Raw genomic sequence first — 18,244 nt, 5'->3', positions numbered from 1 at the left:
GCGACTACTCTGCTAGTGGTAATGTAAATTTGGCTAAACGGTTTTTAGGAAATGCAGAAACATCTACAGGTTCGCCGTTTAAAGTAATGTCTACAGCGTCATGCTTACCAAGCACAACTGAAAAAGGAGGCGTTCCGCTTACGGTCATAATGTAGCCTGCTTTTTTAACGCCGAATGCTATTTTTTCGCCTTCGCCATCGTAAATTTCAACCCAACTTTCGCCGTTAAAGTTCATAACAATTGTACTGCTAGCATCTTCTTGACTTTCGTTGTTAGATGTAATAGGAGCCGTTTCTGTAACGGCTTCTGAGCTTGTTGATGTTTCAAGCGTATCTTTTGATTCTAATAGTGATTCGTCGTTAATTTCGGCTTGTTGCTGTTGCTGTAAAATACTGGGTTGAGCTGCTTGTCGTTCACTCATTATTGAGTTGGCAACGTTTATTTTACTGGTTTGCTCTTCAATGGGGGTGGCGTTTTGCCAAAACCATAAAGCAGATGAGCCAATAACAATCGCTAAAATTAAATAACTAAAAAACATTAAACGGCTGTCGCTTGCTTCTTTTTCTGTTCGGCGCGAAAAGCTTTGCATATTAGCGGGCTTGGTCGGCTCTGGTGGGGCCGGCATCATTGCTAATATAGGTGCGCTATCGACTTTTAATTCACGGCAATAATTTTTTATATAGCCTTTAACAAAAGTGATAGGGCCTAGTAACGCAAATTCATCATTTTCAAGGCGTTTAATTTGAAGTTCAGACAGCTTTAACGGTGCAGCGATAGTTGCGATGCTAACGTTTGCTTGCTCTCTATGATTTTTTAGTATTTGGCCTACAGTTGGCTGTTCGCTCTGTGTTTGCGTATTTTCTTCATTCATAATGTGTATGAGTCTGGATCCACTAGTAAAAGTCTGTGCCCTGGTTTTAATGCTATATCAGGACTTAATTTATTCCATCGCATTAATTCATCAATTAATACATGCCGCTGGGTAGCTATATCGTAAAGGGAATCACCAGCTTTAATTTCGTAATAAATATTAGGATCGTTTAGGTATATTTTACTTCCATTCATTACCCGATCCGACTCTTTTAAACCATTCCATTGCAGGAGTTTTTGTAGTTTAACATTGTATCGCACCGAAATGCTAAATAGGTTTTCGCCAACAGCAATTACATGAAATGGCACGCGTAAAGGCGATACTTTAGGATTAAGCATTGGAAGCTCAGTTTTTTGCACTGCTTCGTAGCTTTTAAATTCAATATCAGCATTATTTTGATAGTTGCTGTTTTCAAAAACGGTTGTATTTTTAGTCGCTTCGTAGAATACCACGTCACTACTGTTTTTTTGATTCGTAACTGCAGGTGCAGAATTACTGTAGTTACTAGTTTGCTGCGAATTAAACTGGCCTGTTTTAGGTGCGCCAAACGAGATTATTGTTACCTCGTCATCGGCTTTAGCCGGTTGTTTTGTTGCTATAACTTCTTTTTGAGGTTCTAAAACAGGTTGCGCTTTTTCAGGCGCTGCTACTATAGAATCTGCAGAGTCGTGCTCAGTAGTAAGTGCAAGCATAACAGCCGATGTATCGGTAGGGTTGCTTGGCGCGACGACTTTAGGAGCTTCTTCTTTTTGGGTTGTTACTTGTTTTGCTATTACGGTTGCTTCGTCGGCTTGCGTAATGAGCGTATTTGGCAATGCTTGAGCTTGCTTTTCTCTTGCTATAACTGGATTTACATCTTGGTTATTTGCTGTTGCGAGATTTTTATCTGTCTTTTGCTCGTTGTTTGTTACCAAGCTTGTTGAACCGTCCTCTGGCGAACGTTTCTTTCTAATAACTTTTATTTTTGGTTTTGAACTAACGTGTGCGCCGCTTGCGTCATTTTTTAGTTCTTTTAACTGCGCTTTACGGTATTTTTCTCGCAGTATTTCAAACTCATTAAAACGTGTTCTTTTCTCTTTTAACGCATAGGCTTCGTTACTGGTAGAGTAAGTTTGCAAAATAGTGTTGGAAATTTTTTCAGCTTCTTCAATTCTGCCCATTCGGTTTTTTACAAGATAGCTAAGCATTAATGCGCGAGAAGATACTTGACCCGTACTTTCATAGCGTTTTAAAAGTTCACTGGCTTTGTACAAGTCACTTTTAGCGTAATACAGTGCGGCTAAGCTAATTAATGTAGATGTACGCTGAGAGCTGTGATTAAGTGCCTGCTGAAAGTAGCTTTCTGCATTTTCAAAGTCATCAAATTCAATAGCACACAGGGCTAAATTTTCGTAGCTTTCGGCAACACGAATATAACTTGGTACTTCAATGGCTTTTAAAAATTGATCAGTTGCACGATCGTATTCATCAATACCACATAAAAACACACCGTAGTTATTGAGGGTGTTAGGATCGTCTGGCTTGATTTCAAGTGCTTTTTGGTAGGCTTTATCAGCTAGCGGGTTTTCGCCCACTTGTTGGTAGTAATAAGCAAGAGAGTAATGTACTTCAGGTAGGTCAGGAGCAAATGCTGCTGCACGTTCTAAATTGTATTTGGCTTGAGAATTATTACCCGTTTTTAAATACTGTAGGGCTAAAGCAATTCGTGTTCGTGCTGCGCCAGTATTATTAACTTTATTTTCGACGACGGGTTTATTACTGCCGTTATAACTACTTTCGCTCACACAGCCACTTAGGGCAAGTGTTGATAGTGTTATAGCAAGTATAGATCGCATTACCTTATCTCTTTATTTTTAGTCCATGTCGCCTATCTTACCTAAAAGCTTTACTCTTGCATCATTTATTTAAAAATAAACAACTTAACAGCCTTATATGGTTTATTCATATAAGGCTGTTACAGATTATGCTTGGTGGATATTAACGGCAATCGCGTTATCGTCGCGGATTTTCTTTTTAGCTAAACGTTTAGTACGGTCAACTACGTCACCGACTAACTGACCGCAAGCTGCGTCAATATCATCACCGCGAGTACGGCGCACAATACAGGTTACACCTGCAGCTTGTAGTACTTTTGAAAAGCGGTCGATACGGCTATTACTTGAGCGTGTGTACTCGTTACCCGGGAACGGGTTAAACGGAATAAGGTTTACCTTAGACGGTGTGCCTTTTAACGTTTGTACTAATGCATGCGCTTGATCAGTGCTGTCGTTAATGCCATTAAGCATAACGTATTCAACAGTTACGTCTTTATTAGCTTTTGAACCGTCGATATAACGACGACACGCCGCTAAAAACTCTTCAATAGGGTACTTTTTATTAACAGGCACTAAAATATCACGCAGTGCGTTATCTGGTGCGTGAAGTGATATAGCCAGTGCTACGTCAATTTTTTCTTTTAGTAAATCAAGAGCAGGTACAACGCCTGAAGTACTTAATGTTACGCGGCGCTTAGATAAACCAAAGCCCCAATCGTCCATCATTAGTTCCATTGCTGGCACTACGTTTTTAAGATTAAGTAAAGGCTCGCCCATACCCATCATCACAACATTAGTCACTGGGCGCTTTTCGCTATGACCATCAAGGCCTATATCTTTAGCTACACGCCAAACTTGGCCAATAATTTCAGATACTTTTAAGTTACGGTTAAAGCCTTGTTGAGCAGTAGAACAAAAAGTACATTCAAGCGCACAACCCACTTGTGATGATACACATAACGTAGCGCGCTCTTTTTCAGGGATCCAAACGGCTTCTACTTCTTGGCCGCCTTCAAGAATAAGCGCGTACTTAATAGTACCGTCGCTTGCTTGTTGGCGAACTGTTATTTCTGGCGCTACAATTTCGCACTCAGCTTTAAGCTTTTCTTTAAGCTTTTTATTTACGTTAGTCATTTCGTCGAAGTTATCTACGCCAAAATGATAAATCCATTTCATCACCTGGTCACTACGAAACGGCTTTTCACCGAACGATGCAAATAGCTCGCGCATTGCATCTCGGTTTAAATCTAATAAGTTAATCTTTTTTTGCTCGGTCATGAAACAACCTCAATCGGTGACGGTGGAGATAAAAATTTACGAGGACGAATTGTACACAATTCACTCACTTTAATCATTAAGTAAAATATCAAAAAATGCACTTATGAATACTTTGCGTAATGACTAAAAAAGGGCCCGAAAGCCCTTTTCATTTTGTTAACGAATTCGAATTAACGAGTACGTGAACAAAGCTCTTCGTCAGCGAAGAAGTACGCGATTTCGCGAGCAGCAGATTCAACAGCATCAGAACCGTGAACAGCGTTTTCGTCGATGCTATCAGCGTAGTCTGCACGTAAAGTGCCAGCTAGTGCTTCAGCAGGGTTAGTAGCACCCATGATTTCACGGTTTTTAAGAACAGCGTTTTCGCCTTCAAGAACTGTAACCATTACTGGACCAGATGTCATGAAAGATACTAAAGCGCCAAAGAAAGGACGTTCGCTATGTTCTGCGTAGAAACCTTCAGCTTTCTCTTGTGAAAGGTGAACCATTTTAGCTGCAACGATTTTAAGGCCAGCAGATTCGAAACGGTTGTAGATAGCGCCAATGTGGTTTTTAGCAACTGCATCAGGTTTTACGATTGAAAAAGTACGTTCTAAAGCCATCTTTATGCTCCAATAATTTTAAGTAAAAGTGTGAATATTAACGGGCGCGAATTATACGCGTTTTAAGTGAAAAATCCTAATTTTATTAAAAACCAGTTTGGTTGCCGTTTTGTGATGTAGGTACATGCCGGTTTTAAATAAAGCTTTGTAAGACACCAATTAAGAATCCTAAAGCGGGCATTTAGAACTTTAATTCAAAGTCTTAATTGTTTTAATTAGTTCTTGTTCTCTTTTTTGTAGCTCTTTTATGGCTTGTTTCTTACAGGGATTGTAAGGATAGTTTTTATTTAATGTCAGGTTCAAGTTTGTAGCTGCAGTGTGTAGTTCTTTTAAACTTGAGTGCAATAAGTTTGATTGAATTGCCTTTTCTTTTAACCTCCTAACTTTCCATTTTATGGCCAATCTAGTAAACATAATAAAGTATTTTGGATTTTCTTGTTGCGAATATATTATGTAAGGTTGAAATGAGTCATACATGTTTATGATGGTTGAACCGTATGCTCGGTATAAGAGTTTTTCATCAAAAGTTTTGGCTAAAATACCATTTGCTACACTTTCCCACTCGTTTAGTAATAAGTCTAGATTGTCTGAAAGTTGAATGTATTTGCTTATAGGTAGCTTTTTTGCTGTTCTCAGCTCCTTGGTGGCACGGAAAGCTTTGACTATTTTTTTATTGTGCTTATAAGATGCCTCAAAATCCAAAGAGTTCTTCTCTCTTGAGATATGTTTTTGAAGCGTGAAGCCTAATATAGCAACTATTGAGGCGATTATAGAAGCTATAATCGGAGCGGGTATTGTGAATATATATGTTAGTAGAATTAAGGAAGCTAGGGCAAATGAAAATATATAAAAAGGCCTGACCATCAGCTACAGTTGATCCGTTTAAGGCAAAATAAGAGGCTAAGCCTCTTATTTTTAATCGCTATGTGGGATTTAAGTCCACTTCTCTTCTTCAGGGTTATGTTTTGAAATTAACATTTTAACTCTCCTATAGTTACCGAATACTGTTGTCTACAGTTGGTAATAAGCGCAAGTATGGCTAATAAATTAGTTGAAATCAACCATTACTAGAAAAGACCGGCAGGTATTTTTAAGAAGGTCTAACGATTAGTTCAGTAGGCAACCTATCCTTTTTTCTATCTTGAAAAAATGGACAATATTGACTTTGATCAAAATAGTTAATAAAAAGCCTCTTATAATGCCGCGCTTGTAAATTAATTAATCATGCAACCGACTTATACTCGGTTCGATGTATGGAGCGCACATGCCAACTGTTTCTTCTTTAACTTCTTTTATACCTGAACTGTTATGCCCCGCAGGCAGTTTAAAAAACATGCGCTACGCGTTTGCTTATGGCGCAGATGCGGTTTATGCGGGGCAGCCTCGTTATAGTTTGCGTGTGCGTAATAATGAGTTTGACCTAGACACTCTGCAAGTCGGCATTAGTGAAGCCCATGCGCAAAATAAAAAGTTTTATGTGGTGTCTAATATTGCGCCGCATAATGCCAAAGTTAAATCGTATTTACGTGATATAGAACCTGTTATTGCGATGCAGCCCGATGCGCTGATTATGTCAGACCCTGGTTTGATTATGCTTGTTCGTGAAAAGTGGCCTGCCATGCCAATTCACTTATCGGTACAAGCAAATGCGGTAAATTACGCGAGTGTACAATTTTGGGCAAAGCAGGGAATTGAACGCGTTATTTTATCGCGGGAGCTGTCGCTCGAAGAAATAACTGAAATACGCACACTCTGCCCAGACACCCAACTTGAAGTGTTTGTACATGGCGCACTGTGTATGGCGTATTCGGGGCGTTGTTTACTCTCTGGTTATATAAACAAGCGCGATCCAAATCAAGGCACATGTACTAATGCATGTCGCTGGGATTACGATGTAAAGCCTGGTGTTGAGAACGAAACTGGCGAAATGGTGCATAAAATTGACCCCAAACAGGTGATTCCTACTCTGGGGGAAGGCGCGCCAAGCAACGATGTATTTATTCTAGAGGAACAAGGTCGCCCTGGTGAGTATATGCCTGCGTTTGAGGATGAACACGGCACGTATATTATGAATTCCAAAGATTTACGCGCTGTGCAATACGTAGAGCAGTTAACAAAAATGGGTGTACATAGTTTAAAAATAGAAGGGCGTACTAAGTCATTTTATTATGTGGCGCGCACTGCACAAGTTTATCGTAAAGCAATAGACGATGCGGCTTCGGGTAAACCATTTGATACTAGCTTATTTAAAACATTAGAAAACTTGGCGCATCGTGGTTATACCGAAGGCTTTTTAAAACGCCATGCCCACCAAGATTATCAAAACTATGAATACGGTCACTCTGTATCAACTAAGCAGCGATTTGTGGGTGAAGTACTTGGGCGCTGCGAAAGTGGATTAGTTGAAATAGACGTTAAAAATAAATTTTGTACTGGTCACTCTTTAGAGCTTATGACACCACAAGGTAACATTACTTTTACGCTTGAATATATGGAAAACAAAAGAGGCAAAAGTATTAGCGATGCTAAAGGCTCTGGTCATATTGTAAAAATCCAGCTAGATGAGGGCATTAACTTAGATCACGCTATTTTAATGCGTAATCTAGACGCGCACCAAGATACCCGTAATCCGTTCAAAAAGGTCAGTTAGGATCCACTCTAATAACTGCTCAAAGCTATTTTATTAAATAGAGTGACGCTGAGCAGTTATATCTTCATCTGCTATTTTTTAAATACCATTTATGGAATTTATCTTATCATTAATGCTTATTTATAAAATTTTAAAAGCGAATATAATGGATATTCGTACTTAACACGTGTTGTTAAATCGCTCCTCACTGTTACCCCATTACTTTTTAAAGGAATCATTTTTGTATGTGGATAATTTTTGCATTACTCGCAACCGTTTTTTTTGGTGCCCGAGGAGTGTTGTATCAATGGACGTCGCAGAAAAAGATTAACCGTAACTTATTATTATTCGGTGTATTTTTTGTAGGATTTGTTATTAGTGCGCTAGGTACTGTGGTATTTGAACATACATGGTATGGCTGGGCAGACATTACGGTTGGGCTAGCGTTAGGTTTTGGCTCTTTTGCTGCTAATGGTTTGTTGCATAAGGGGTTTTCGGTTGGTAAAGCGTCTTTAATTAGTGTTTTATCAGGATTGACGCCTTTGTTTGTCCTTTTATTTGCTTTTTTATTGTGGCAGGAGACCTTAACAACAATTCAATTAATTGGCTTTTTCATTATTTTTGGTGGCCTTTATATCATTCGTTATTCAAGCGATATTTCGTTGAACAACCTACAAGGTGCGCAATGGGGATTACTCGCTGCACTTGCCTTTGCATTTAATGATTTAATGGGTAAGCAATCAACACTTCTTGAGGCCGATACGTTTGCAACGCTAACGTCTATGTTTGGTTTTGGTAGTTTTCTTTTTGCTGTTAGTTGGTTAGTAAAGCGTAAAAAAATGCTAGCAGAGCAAGGCACTTCTCAAGGGTATTGGTCTGCGAGTAAAACATTTTCATGCGGGTTACTGATTGGATTAACAAACGTGGCAGGTATGGTGGCAATAATATCGGCTTTTGCAATTGGTAATACAGGGCTCGTTTCGGCAATTTCAGGGATGAACATTTTAATAATTTTATTGTACTCACGCATCATCCTAAAAGAGTCTTTTACACGCCAAGAAGTGATAGGATTAGCAACAGCATTTTTAGGTGTAATTGTACTTAGGCTTAGTTTTTAAACGTTTAAAGCTTTCTTTTTAAAAGCATACATTGCTACTTTTCGTTGAAGTGTTGCAATGTATGCTCTATTAATAGTCGTACCCGATAAGGTACTTGTTTTCTGTCGCGATAAAGCATAGAAAATGGCTGCCCTTCACTTTGCCAGTCAGGAAGAATACGTTTAAGCTTTCCGGCTTCAATAAGAGGCAATGCTATATAATCAGGAATGTAGCTAATGCCTACACCAGACTCAACGGCTTGTTTCATCATTTGAATTTCATCAACTTCTAATCGGACATGCGAGTTTGGATTAAAGCTGTATTCTTCGCTCGTTTGCAGATTTTTTAACTGCCACGGGACTAGCCCAAGGCACGTAACTTTTGGGTGTTCTTCTAATTGCTCCGGATGAGTGATGGGATGATGAGCATAATTTTGGTGAGCACAAAGCAGGTTATGAGTAAGCTTAAGTTCTCTAATAACCCAATTATCGATGGCTGGGTTTCTTACTCTAAACGCGATATCAATCCCTTCTTTTTCAATATCAATAAGATTATTTGAAAAGCGTAAATCTAATTGAATATCGGGATATTGCAGTAAAAATTCACAAAAAATAGCACTTAAAAAGTGTTTACCCATGTAAATGGGTGCTGAGACCCTAATTTTCCCTTTAGGTTGGTCTTTCTCATCACAAAGTGCTTGCTCAATACACTCTACTTCGTCAAATAACTTGCGGTAGCGGTCGTAATATAATTCGCCAGTATGCGTAAGTGTTACCCGATGAGCATCTCGATTTAGTAACGTTAATTGAAGGGCTTGCTCTAATAAACGTATTCTACGGCTTAAAGTTGATAGTGACATACCAAGGTTTATGGATGCTTTTTTAAAGCTACCTAGTTTTACTATGGTGCAAAAGTAACGTAAATCATCGAGAGAATAATTAGCTGCCATCAAAACCACTTATCATATTAAGACTTAATTATTGATTATGTTGTTTAATACTAACAGCGGCGCCTTAATATTTCATTAGAGATTAAAGGGGGGAGAACTGAAATTAGGCAATCAAATTTTATATAACTTTGATTTCATGACCTTAAAATAAAAGCACTGGTAAATAACGTAACTTAATCTGTTCAGCAAATTAATTAAAAGTAGTTTTAAGTCATATTTGCTAAAGCGATTGAAAATAGACTTAAAATAGTGATTTACATCGAGTGCTTTATATAAATTCGCTTAATTAAGTGAATTAATAAGTCGTCTTTTTAGGTGAATACCTAAAGAATAATAAAAGGCTCTACACAAAAGTAGAGCCTCATTTTTATAATTTAGAAACGATAACTGGCACCTAAATAAACAGTACGGCCATTAACCGTCGTATTGTATAAACGATCATTGGAGTCTGAATACTGCTCTTCTCGTTCATTAGTTAAATTACTGGCTTCTATAGTGAGCTTTAGCTTTTCATTAACCTGATAAAATGCTGATGCATCTATGTATGTACTGGCATGAAAACCATTTTCGTCTTCGTCGCCGTTACCGGCTTGTACCGATGCAATATAGTCACTTCTATAAGCTGCTGCAACGCGTGCGCCCCATGAATCAGAATCGTAATATACTGTAAAGTTACCAGAGTGTTCTGAAAGTCCTGGGAATGATTTATATTGATCAATACCCGAATTACCTACGTTACGGTACAGCGCTTCACCATCAGCAAATGTATAATTAGCAATAACACCTAAGTTATTAAACGGAGCTGGCAAAAAGTCGAGATCTCGTTGAAAGGCGAGCTCCCAGCCACTAATATCACTTTCATCTAAGTTTTGTGGTTGAATAACGGTGAAAACAGTATTTGCTGTTTGCGGATTACCGTTTTCGTCTACGTCGCCTAAAAAGCTAAGAGGATATCCGGTTTGACTGTACGGGATATCATATGTTTCGGTGATAATGAAGTTATCGATAGACTTATGGAAGTAACTTACGGCCGCATACCCAATGTTTTCAAAATAGTACTCGACTGAAAAGTCGAAGTTAACAGATTCGTAAGGTTTAAGGTTTGGGTTTCCTGAACTGATACTAAGGCCATTGGTTGATGTGGCATCATTTTGTACAACACCTGTTGGCACTAATGCACCGAGCGAAGGGCGGGTGAGATTTTCGCCATAGCTTGCACGTAGCACTAAACTGCTATTACTATCCCACACTAAATTTATAGCGGGTAGTAACCCTGAATAGGTATTTTCAACGTCAACTACTTCTCCATTTATTAACCCTATAGCATTGGTAGTCGTATCGTAATGACGCACGCCCGCATTACCCATTAAATAACCTGAGCCCAATTCCCATTCAGCTTCGTATTGCAAATAAGCCCCAAAGGTTTTTTCTTGTACGTTATCGGTAAAATCAGGATTATCTAAATTAGGATCGATATTCATACTTGCTAGGGTGCCTAGTACATCGACACTTACCCATTGCTGTTTATTGTGCGCGGTATTTGTAAATGTCAGGCTTGGATCTACCGTGTCATCCAGTACGCCATTTTCCCAATCGCTGCGGTTAACGTTATCAGATTTAGTTTCACCGTTTTCACTTTCAAACTTTTTATTAGATACACCGAATTTTATATTTGAAGTATTGTTAAGCGTGTAATTAAAATCTAATTTTATAGAGTCAAATGTATTGGTGATTTCTTCTTTAGATATATCAATTTCGTGATAGCGGAATAAACTACTGTCAGTAGGATCAAACCCGTATGTATTTTCCCCATAATAAGCATCCTTGCGATAATCAATAGTTTCATCGCCAAATGTTTCTAGGTAAACTTTAACACTGCCTGTATTGAACTTGGTTTCTGAACGCCCTACTAAGGCGGTCATATTTAAATCTTCTGTAATTTGCCAATCGCTATTTAATACAAACTGACTTATTTTAGTGTCTGCATATTGGCTGCGGCTTTCTGAGTGTATTGCGGCATCTTCGTATACTGAATAAATAGCGTCGTTATTTTCATTTATTTCAAGAGTTGTGAGCTTTGAGCATATTTGCTCGTTGTTATAAGCTGGTCCAGTACAACCAATAGCTGTTGAGCTAGAACCTCTGTTTTGTAAGTGGTATTCACTGCGGTCATTATTCAGTTCACCATATAGAGCGTCAAAACCGAATTCAAGGTTATTACTCGGGCGATACTGCAGGGCAAGTGTTGTCCCTAAGCGTTCTTGATCATTCTCAAATAACGAATAGCGACTACCGCGTGAAAAGCTCACTTCTTCGTTATTTATTTTGTCTTGTAGTTCACCTGAAAGATTTGAGATATCAGAGCCTGAAGCATTTTTTTTGCGCCAGCGATACGTATTGTAACCTTGCTCATTTACATCACGTTTGCTGTATGCAATTGAAAATAATGCGCCAAATTTATCATCCCAAGTATCTGAGATCAGAGCTGCAAAACGTGGACTAACATCATCGGTTTGTGAGTTGTCGCCAAGTTGACCTGATATTGCAGTATTAAAACCATCAAAATCAAATGGTTTTGCTGTATGAAGTCCAACAGTTCCACCTATACCACCTTCATCCATTTCGGCTGAGAAGGATTTTTTCACATCAACGCGCTGAAATAACTCAGACGCAAATATATTAAAATCAAAAGCGCGAGAGCGACTTACGGAACCTCGGCTATCCATTGCTGAAGACGATGTACCTAAAGCTTCCATACCGTTGAGTTGTACTTGTGTAAAGTTTGGACCCAAGCCTCGTAACGAAATTTGTCGGCCTTCGCCGCCCTCTCGAGTTATGGCAATGCCAGGTACACGTTGTAGTGAGTCTGCTAGATTTAGATCGGGAAAATCTGCAATATCTTCAGCCACAATAGAATCTTGTGCGCCCACAGCATTTCGTTTTAAATCTTTTGCTTTTAACAAACTGTTGCGATAACCCTGTACAACAATTTCTTCCACTTCTGTTTGCGCAGATTGTTCTGCATACACATAATTAGACGCGCCTAATGAACTCATTATAGCCGTTGCTAAAAGCGTACGAGATGGTTTGTTCAACATGATGCTTCCTTGGTTTTTAATTTAAAGTTGATTATTAATAAAAGGGTTTGTGCGCACTAAATGACCTCCGTCAAATTGCACCACATAGTTAAAGCGCGCCTGCTGTGGCGAGCCGGGTATAAAATCGGTTGAAATTACTTGTGCGCCGCTATTTTTTGCAGCATTAAACTGCATTGTTCGTTGCGAATTAGTGGCACTTAAATTTGCATCTGCGCGGGTACGCACCATGAAGCCTTTTAATACAAGTTGCTGAATTTTATAAAAGTCGCGTATAGGGTTGTTCACAATCATAAAAGCAGCTTCGGGGTGGTTTTCATCATAATGGGCAAACATGCTAGCCCCTTTTAACGAAGGCCTATTTTGTTTATAAAGTGCGGATTGTTGTGTATTGCCATCAAATAAGAATATGAACTTACCTGCTAAGGCACGTGTACTTGGCCACCCAAACTTAACGACTGTTTGGTTTAAAGATAATGGCGTTTTGCGTAAATCATCTGGCGTGAATAATAAGTTAGGTAACGATTTTTGAATTACTTCATCGAGTAAATAATAATCTTTCGGTGTAAATTTAAGTGGATTATTCCCCAGAACTAAATCAGATCGTGTTTCTTTTACATTGAGCATTACAACAATTGGAAAGTGCTGCGGATTTGCCTCTGACCATGCTTTCAATGTATTCAAACAGCCACTAAACAACACACAATGGCTTTGCACATCAATGTCGGGAATGTGCATTACTTTAAATCCAGGAGTAGCTAATTGCTTTTTTTCTAACTCATTAAACAAAGGCGTTGTTGCAAAAGTATTAGCCCAAGGTTTTATGTATAAACCCCCATTAGGGTCTTTTAAAACGTCAATTTCTAAATGGCGAACACCGCTATTTAACTGTTTAATAATAGATGAATGACCGTAATCAATACGGGCCATTAGCTTGGGGCTTAAATCATTTAATTTATGTTTAACGCTTACGTTTAATGTTTTTTTATAGCTGTTATGTGAGCCAATCATTTGCAGGGTGTTTAATGGCTTAGCGCTAACACTGCTTACATAACCTGCAAAAAAAATAAAAATAAAAAATGGCATAGCACGTCTCAATTGTTGAGTTTGCTATCTAAGAGCGAGCATTTATAAATTAGGGGACACAAAAATATGCATTTAATAAAAGTTTCATAATAGAAAAGCATGTTTATAAAATTTTATGTCCCCTTTTATCCATTACCTCGCTCTAAATAATGAGTGAAATAAAAACGGGATAAAGCCATCATGATTAGAGTCAAAGTACTATGGTTAGCACTATGGATTGGGTTATGTATTACATGCAAAGTAAGTGCTATTGAGTACTTTGAGGTTAAAAGTGCGTCGCAGATGGAGACGGTTAAAGTGGCATTTTTAGCTGATATTCATCTACATGATATTTTTGCTAATTTACATGACGTAGATAATATAGAACTACCAAAGGATGTTACCTCAAAGCAACCATTACTAGTGCGTAGTATGCTTGCCCAGCTTCATTCAACACGTCTTTTTAATGAAAATTATTTTGTTTTTTTACATGTATTAGATGAATTAGCCGAAAAAAAAATAAAACTAGTCGCCTTACCTGGCGATTTTACTGATGATGGTCAACCTATTAATGTGCGGGCACTGGCGCGTATTTTAGGTCATTATGAAAAGAAATATGGAATGCGTTTCTTTGCCATACCGGGTAATCACGATCCCGTAAAACCATATACAACACCGGCAGGTAAAGCTGACTTTTTAATGGCGCAAGGTAAAGAGTTTGGTGTTTATAGTTATCAACATGAAAAGTGTATGGCTAAGCAGTCTGTATGTGATGATGGTTTAAAAAACTGGGGATACGCTGAAATACTAAGCACACTCAATGACTTTGGATTTAGCAAACATAAAAGTGACGTGCTATATGAAACACCTTATAAAAACCGAGAGTTTATATGGTGTAACCCCAATAACAAAAAACACTGTATCACCATGCCCGATGCGAGTTATTTAGTTGAGCCTATAAAAGGGGTTTGGTTAATGGCAATTGATGCCAATGTTTATGCACCGCAATGGCAAAACTCACCGCTCACTTTTAAAGGGTCGTCTGGTGCTGGCTATAATGCTTTAATTGATGCAAAGCCTCTATTGTTAAAGTGGATAAAAACGGTTGTAAAAAGAGCCAAAACGCAAAATAAAACACTGGTTGCATTTAGTCACTTTCCAATGGGGGAGTTTTACGACAATGCAAATGACGAATTACATAAAGTGTTTAGCCGTGGTCATTTTTCTCTACCAAGAGTGCCAACACCACGTACAGCAAAAATACTGGCAGATACAGGGTTAACGCTCCATTTTGCAGGGCATATGCATTTAAATGATACGGCGCTGATAACCAGTAATCAGCACTCCCAGTTAGTTAATGTGCAAGTGCCAAGTTTAGCGGCTTACAAAGCGGCCTATAAAGTTGTAGAGCTAAATTTAGCTAAGCAAACCGCGCTTATTAGTACTCATACATTAGACGATGTACCGGGTTTTAATGATTTATTTAGTTTATATGAAAAGGAATGGCAATACCGTAACCTGCATAATCTTAGTAATTTTGACCGCACTATTTTGAACTCAAAGAGTTATGGTGATTTTACCAAGCAACATTTATTTGGGCTGATTAAACAGCGTTTTTTAAAACGCGATTGGCCTAAAAATTTAGTGGCATGGTTAAATGACAATCATCATTTAGCCGATTGGTTTACAAATATGCAATGTTTAAATGAAGCACCGCCTAATTTACTCTCTCAGCTTGAAGCTGTATCGACAAAAGAATGGCTTCAAGATTTTTATTTATTAAGAAATGGTGATGTAACAGCAGATATAACAGCTAAAAAACGTATTACTTATCAACAACTAAATACTTTTTTAGCACAATCGACATGTAAAACAGATACGCAAATACAGCAATACTTAGCCCTGTTAATAAAAGTAATGGCAAAATTTAGTCAACATACCCAGGGGGAGAATTTCCGCGTTGATTTAAAAACAGGAAAAATCATTTAATACTGATAACTCAACCCTAAGTAAAAGGTACGTCCACTTGTGGTTGAGTTGTAAGCTCTGAGGGTTGAATTACTGTATTGTCGCTCTTGTTCATTACTGAGATTAAATGCGCTAAATTTAAGTTTCCAATAACTAGAAAAATAATAATTTACACTTGCATCCCAATATGTGGTCGGCATAAATCCGGTTTCGTTTTCATCGAGTAAAAGGCTGCCAGCACGCACTAAATATTTATCTCTAAAAATAGCGCCGAGTTTAAAATTGAATTTAGGGTGGTCGTAAAAAATCATACTTGATGCGGTAATTTTAGATAAAAAAGGCAGGTTTTTTTTAAATAAAGCAGTGCCACTATTTGAGTCATAATAGGTGACTTTACCTTTATTATAAGCCGCTTGTATATTAATGCCCCAATCAGAATTATGTATTAAGTAGTTTAAACTTACCTCGGCTCCCCACTGATAGGCCGTTTCTGCATTACTTAACCAAAGTAATTGACTATCGGAGGTTGTAGGCGGCGAATCTTCAAATAAAGGCGCTTGTGTTGTGACTATGTAATCCTCTAGATCTTTATAAAAAAGTGATATGTTAAACGAACTTCGACTACTAAAATCAGCCTCTAAGGAAATATCGCTATTATAAGATAAGTAAGGTTTTAGATTTGAGTTAAATATGTATTTTGTACTATTGGGGGTATCGTTTGAGCCATCAAAATTGAGTGAATTTAGTAATGGTTTTGAATAGTTTTTAGAAAGTCCTGCACGAAATCGCCAATTATCGTTAATAAAATATGACCCATTAAAAGTTGGAAGCCATAGACTATACAAAATCGGAGAGTAAGGCGCTTGAGTGTAAGATGTTATAGATTCTGATTGGTAACGTACACCTATATGAGCCTCCCATTTTTCTTGCTCTGTACTTAATAGAGTATAAGCACCTCTGCTATATTCCTTTATATGTTCAGCTTTAGTCGTGATTAAAAAATTATTGGCTTGTACATTAAATGGGTCAATGCCATAAAGCTTAAGTGCCTCATTAGTGTTTATTTTTAACCACTGCTGTTTTTTATGTGCATTTTGCGATGAAACATACGATGCAGGAAGGTCAATTAATTGTTGTGGTGTATCGGATATTTCATTAAAAAAAATATCGTTTTGCTGTGCGTTATTCATTTTATTTTCAAACAGAGTCCAGTCAGCCCCAAATTGAAGAGTTATTAAACTATTAACGTCATATTGAAAATCTAATTTTGCGAAGGTGTACTCACTATTTGAATTGTATTGCTCTATATCACCATGATGCATTTGCCACATAGTCGGATTTTTCAAGTTTTCGCTGTACTTAATATCTGCATAAAATGGCGTTTTACGATAATCAATTGTAACATCACTTATACCTTGGGTATAAATTTTATTGCTGTAAGGAATGTCATACTTTGAGCGCTCGTTTCCTAATATGGCGTTTATTTTCCAATTTTGATCTACTTGTTGTGTAAGCGAGAGCACGCCTTGCTGATATGCCGTTTTTATTTTTTGAGTTCGGCTTTCGGTTGCCACTCGTGCATTTTCATAACGTGCATACACAAGCTCATTATTTTCATTAGCTTGAATGTCTGTCACTGTTGTTAGCCCTTTAATTATAGGCGTAGACTGATCCCCCCTTGGGTATAAATGATATTCATGCCGCTCTCCTTTTAAAAAACCTGAGAGCATATCAAAATCAAAATGCGTGGTTTCGTTTTTATATTCCACAGATAGGTTTGCCCCAAATCGCTGCTGGGTTGCTTGCCATACCGAGTAGCGATTACCGCGAGGGATTATATAATCGCCTTGAGTTAAATGCTGAGCTTGTAATTGAGTTAACGCCGAGAGATCAGCGCCTTTTATTGCGATATTACGCCAACGAAATGTATTAGCGCCTTGCTCTAACGACTTTCTGGTTGTGTATGCAACGCTTGCAAGTATCCCCCAATTATTCCACGTGTTAGAAATTAAGCTTGAATAGCGTTTTGCGCCTGTACCCACATAGTCGTTGTAGCCGACTTCTGGTGTAATAATAAATTTAAATCCTTCATTATCTAAGGGGTTTATAGTTTGCAGTGCCATAGTGCCAGATATTCCACCTGCTATTTTGTCGGCAGAATAGGCTTTAATTACATGAATTTGTTTAAATAGTTCGGCAGGTAAAATATTGAAGTCGAAAGAACGATCGCGCTGTTTTTGCACTCGACTATCCATTGGTGAATCATTATTTGCCAATACAGGCATACCGTTGAGTGTTACCAAACTAAAATCAGGATAACTGCCACGTATTGATACTTGGCGTCCTTCGCCAGCTTCGCGAGTAATGGCTACACCCGGAATATACTGTAAGGCTTCAGCCAAGTTAGTATTTGGTATATCGGTAATATCTTGTGCTGAAATTGCTTCGCTAATCGTTTTATTATTGTGTTTTAAGTTTCGTGAGCGAGCCAACGAATAGCGGATACCCTTTACTGTTATTTCTTCAAGTGTTTCGTTATCGTTTACTACTTTTTTTGGAAAAATAACAAAACCATCGTTTTGAATTTTATATGTTAATTCACTGTCTTCTAACAAATAATCCAATGCTTGAGCAAGTGTACGATCGCCAATTAAGGTGGATGTAGTTTTGTCGTCGATAAGTGAAGGGTTACTACTAAAAGAGACTGCATACGCATTTGCTACTTCTCTTAAGCTGTCACTGAGAGAACCGGCAGGTATATAAACAAACGTATGTATGTTTTTTGCGGCACTTGGCATTGCTGTTAAGCAACTAACAGCAATAAAAAAGTACACTAAAATACGTTTATTTAATGTACACACCTGTTTTAGCATAAG

12 protein-coding genes are annotated in these 18,244 nt (G+C 38.0%); 3 read left to right on the top strand and 9 right to left on the bottom strand.

The features are described from left to right. Positions 1-4: 4 nt before the first annotated feature. The 5 genes from H5126_RS16710 to H5126_RS16690 all read right to left on the bottom strand — a co-directional run bounded on the left by H5126_RS16710 (position 5) and on the right by H5126_RS16690 (position 5,429). Positions 5-871 carry a RodZ domain-containing protein gene (locus tag H5126_RS16710; RefSeq protein ID WP_002961292.1) on the bottom strand — a complete coding sequence of 289 codons (867 nt, stop codon included), beginning with the start codon at positions 869-871 and terminating at the stop codon, positions 5-7. Then, complete coding sequence (gene pilW / locus H5126_RS16705; protein ID WP_182720712.1) at positions 868-2,706, bottom strand: type IV pilus biogenesis/stability protein PilW; 1,839 nt, start codon at positions 2,704-2,706, stop codon at positions 868-870. The genes H5126_RS16710 and pilW overlap by 4 nt, the downstream gene beginning before the upstream one ends. Positions 2,707-2,832: 126 nt before the next feature. After that, the gene (locus H5126_RS16700) at positions 2,833-3,963 is read right to left on the bottom strand and encodes a bifunctional tRNA (adenosine(37)-C2)-methyltransferase TrmG/ribosomal RNA large subunit methyltransferase RlmN (protein ID WP_002961289.1); all 1,131 of its coding nucleotides are present in this window, start codon (positions 3,961-3,963) and stop codon (positions 2,833-2,835) included. 170 nt (positions 3,964-4,133) lie between these two features. Continuing rightward, entirely contained in the window at positions 4,134-4,565 is a 432-nt protein-coding gene (gene ndk, locus H5126_RS16695; RefSeq protein ID WP_007377442.1) for a nucleoside-diphosphate kinase, read from the bottom strand. A gap of 189 nt (positions 4,566-4,754) precedes the next feature. After that, the gene (locus tag H5126_RS16690; RefSeq protein WP_101216260.1) at positions 4,755-5,429 is read right to left on the bottom strand and encodes a DUF4760 domain-containing protein; all 675 of its coding nucleotides are present in this window, start codon (positions 5,427-5,429) and stop codon (positions 4,755-4,757) included. Positions 5,430-5,829: 400 nt separating this feature from the next. Here H5126_RS16690 and yegQ point away from each other — a divergent pair, with 400 nt between their 5' ends. Together yegQ and H5126_RS16680 are read left to right on the top strand one after the other, a co-directional pair. Beyond that, the gene (gene yegQ, locus H5126_RS16685; RefSeq protein WP_182695233.1) at positions 5,830-7,215 is read left to right on the top strand and encodes a tRNA 5-hydroxyuridine modification protein YegQ; all 1,386 of its coding nucleotides are present in this window, start codon (positions 5,830-5,832) and stop codon (positions 7,213-7,215) included. 224 nt (positions 7,216-7,439) lie between these two features. Next, on the top strand, positions 7,440-8,312 hold the full coding sequence (locus tag H5126_RS16680) for an EamA family transporter (protein ID WP_182720713.1): 873 nt from the start codon (positions 7,440-7,442) through the stop codon (positions 8,310-8,312). A 34-nt stretch (positions 8,313-8,346) separates the two neighbouring features. Here the strand turns inward: H5126_RS16680 and H5126_RS16675 are convergent, their stop codons facing one another. The 3 genes from H5126_RS16675 to H5126_RS16665 form a co-directional block, all read right to left on the bottom strand. Further along, entirely contained in the window at positions 8,347-9,240 is an 894-nt protein-coding gene (locus H5126_RS16675) for a LysR family transcriptional regulator (RefSeq protein WP_182720714.1), read from the bottom strand. A 374-nt stretch (positions 9,241-9,614) separates the two neighbouring features. Further along, positions 9,615-12,338, bottom strand: coding sequence for a TonB-dependent receptor (locus tag H5126_RS16670; RefSeq protein WP_182720715.1), 2,724 nt, complete (start codon positions 12,336-12,338; stop codon positions 9,615-9,617). Positions 12,339-12,359: 21 nt separating this feature from the next. Then, positions 12,360-13,421 (bottom strand): Ca2+-dependent phosphoinositide-specific phospholipase C, encoded by a 1,062-nt coding sequence (locus tag H5126_RS16665; RefSeq protein WP_182692789.1) that lies wholly within the window; start codon positions 13,419-13,421, stop codon positions 12,360-12,362. Between the two features lie 180 nt (positions 13,422-13,601). Here H5126_RS16665 and H5126_RS16660 point away from each other — a divergent pair, with 180 nt between their 5' ends. Beyond that, positions 13,602-15,389: a metallophosphoesterase gene (locus tag H5126_RS16660; protein ID WP_182720716.1), complete on the top strand. Its 1,788-nt coding sequence runs from the start codon at positions 13,602-13,604 to the stop codon at positions 15,387-15,389. Here H5126_RS16660 and H5126_RS16655 read toward each other — a convergent pair. Beyond that, the gene (locus H5126_RS16655; protein WP_182720717.1) at positions 15,386-18,241 is read right to left on the bottom strand and encodes a TonB-dependent receptor; all 2,856 of its coding nucleotides are present in this window, start codon (positions 18,239-18,241) and stop codon (positions 15,386-15,388) included. The genes H5126_RS16660 and H5126_RS16655 overlap by 4 nt on opposite strands. Positions 18,242-18,244 lie beyond the last annotated feature (3 nt).

It is taken from the genome of Pseudoalteromonas sp. SG45-3 (genome assembly GCF_014164075.1).
Taxonomy (GTDB): Bacteria; Pseudomonadota; Gammaproteobacteria; order Enterobacterales; family Alteromonadaceae; genus Pseudoalteromonas; species Pseudoalteromonas distincta.
Note: the sequence above shows the minus strand (reverse complement) of the source record. Positions and strands in the feature narration are given on the sequence as shown.

Coding starts and splice junctions, on each gene's coding strand:
- H5126_RS16710 (WP_002961292.1), bottom strand. CDS start 871: ATGAATGAAGAAAATACGCAAACACAGAGCGAACAGCCAACTGTAGGC.
- H5126_RS16655 (WP_182720717.1), bottom strand. CDS start 18,241: ATGCTAAAACAGGTGTGTACATTAAATAAACGTATTTTAGTGTACTTT.
- ndk (WP_007377442.1), bottom strand. CDS start 4,565: ATGGCTTTAGAACGTACTTTTTCAATCGTAAAACCTGATGCAGTTGCT.
- H5126_RS16690 (WP_101216260.1), bottom strand. CDS start 5,429: ATGGTCAGGCCTTTTTATATATTTTCATTTGCCCTAGCTTCCTTAATT.
- pilW (WP_182720712.1), bottom strand. CDS start 2,706: ATGCGATCTATACTTGCTATAACACTATCAACACTTGCCCTAAGTGGC.
- H5126_RS16670 (WP_182720715.1), bottom strand. CDS start 12,338: ATGTTGAACAAACCATCTCGTACGCTTTTAGCAACGGCTATAATGAGT.
- H5126_RS16680 (WP_182720713.1), top strand. CDS start 7,440: ATGTGGATAATTTTTGCATTACTCGCAACCGTTTTTTTTGGTGCCCGA.
- H5126_RS16660 (WP_182720716.1), top strand. CDS start 13,602: ATGATTAGAGTCAAAGTACTATGGTTAGCACTATGGATTGGGTTATGT.
- yegQ (WP_182695233.1), top strand. CDS start 5,830: ATGCCAACTGTTTCTTCTTTAACTTCTTTTATACCTGAACTGTTATGC.
- H5126_RS16665 (WP_182692789.1), bottom strand. CDS start 13,421: ATGCCATTTTTTATTTTTATTTTTTTTGCAGGTTATGTAAGCAGTGTT.
- H5126_RS16675 (WP_182720714.1), bottom strand. CDS start 9,240: ATGGCAGCTAATTATTCTCTCGATGATTTACGTTACTTTTGCACCATA.
- H5126_RS16700 (WP_002961289.1), bottom strand. CDS start 3,963: ATGACCGAGCAAAAAAAGATTAACTTATTAGATTTAAACCGAGATGCA.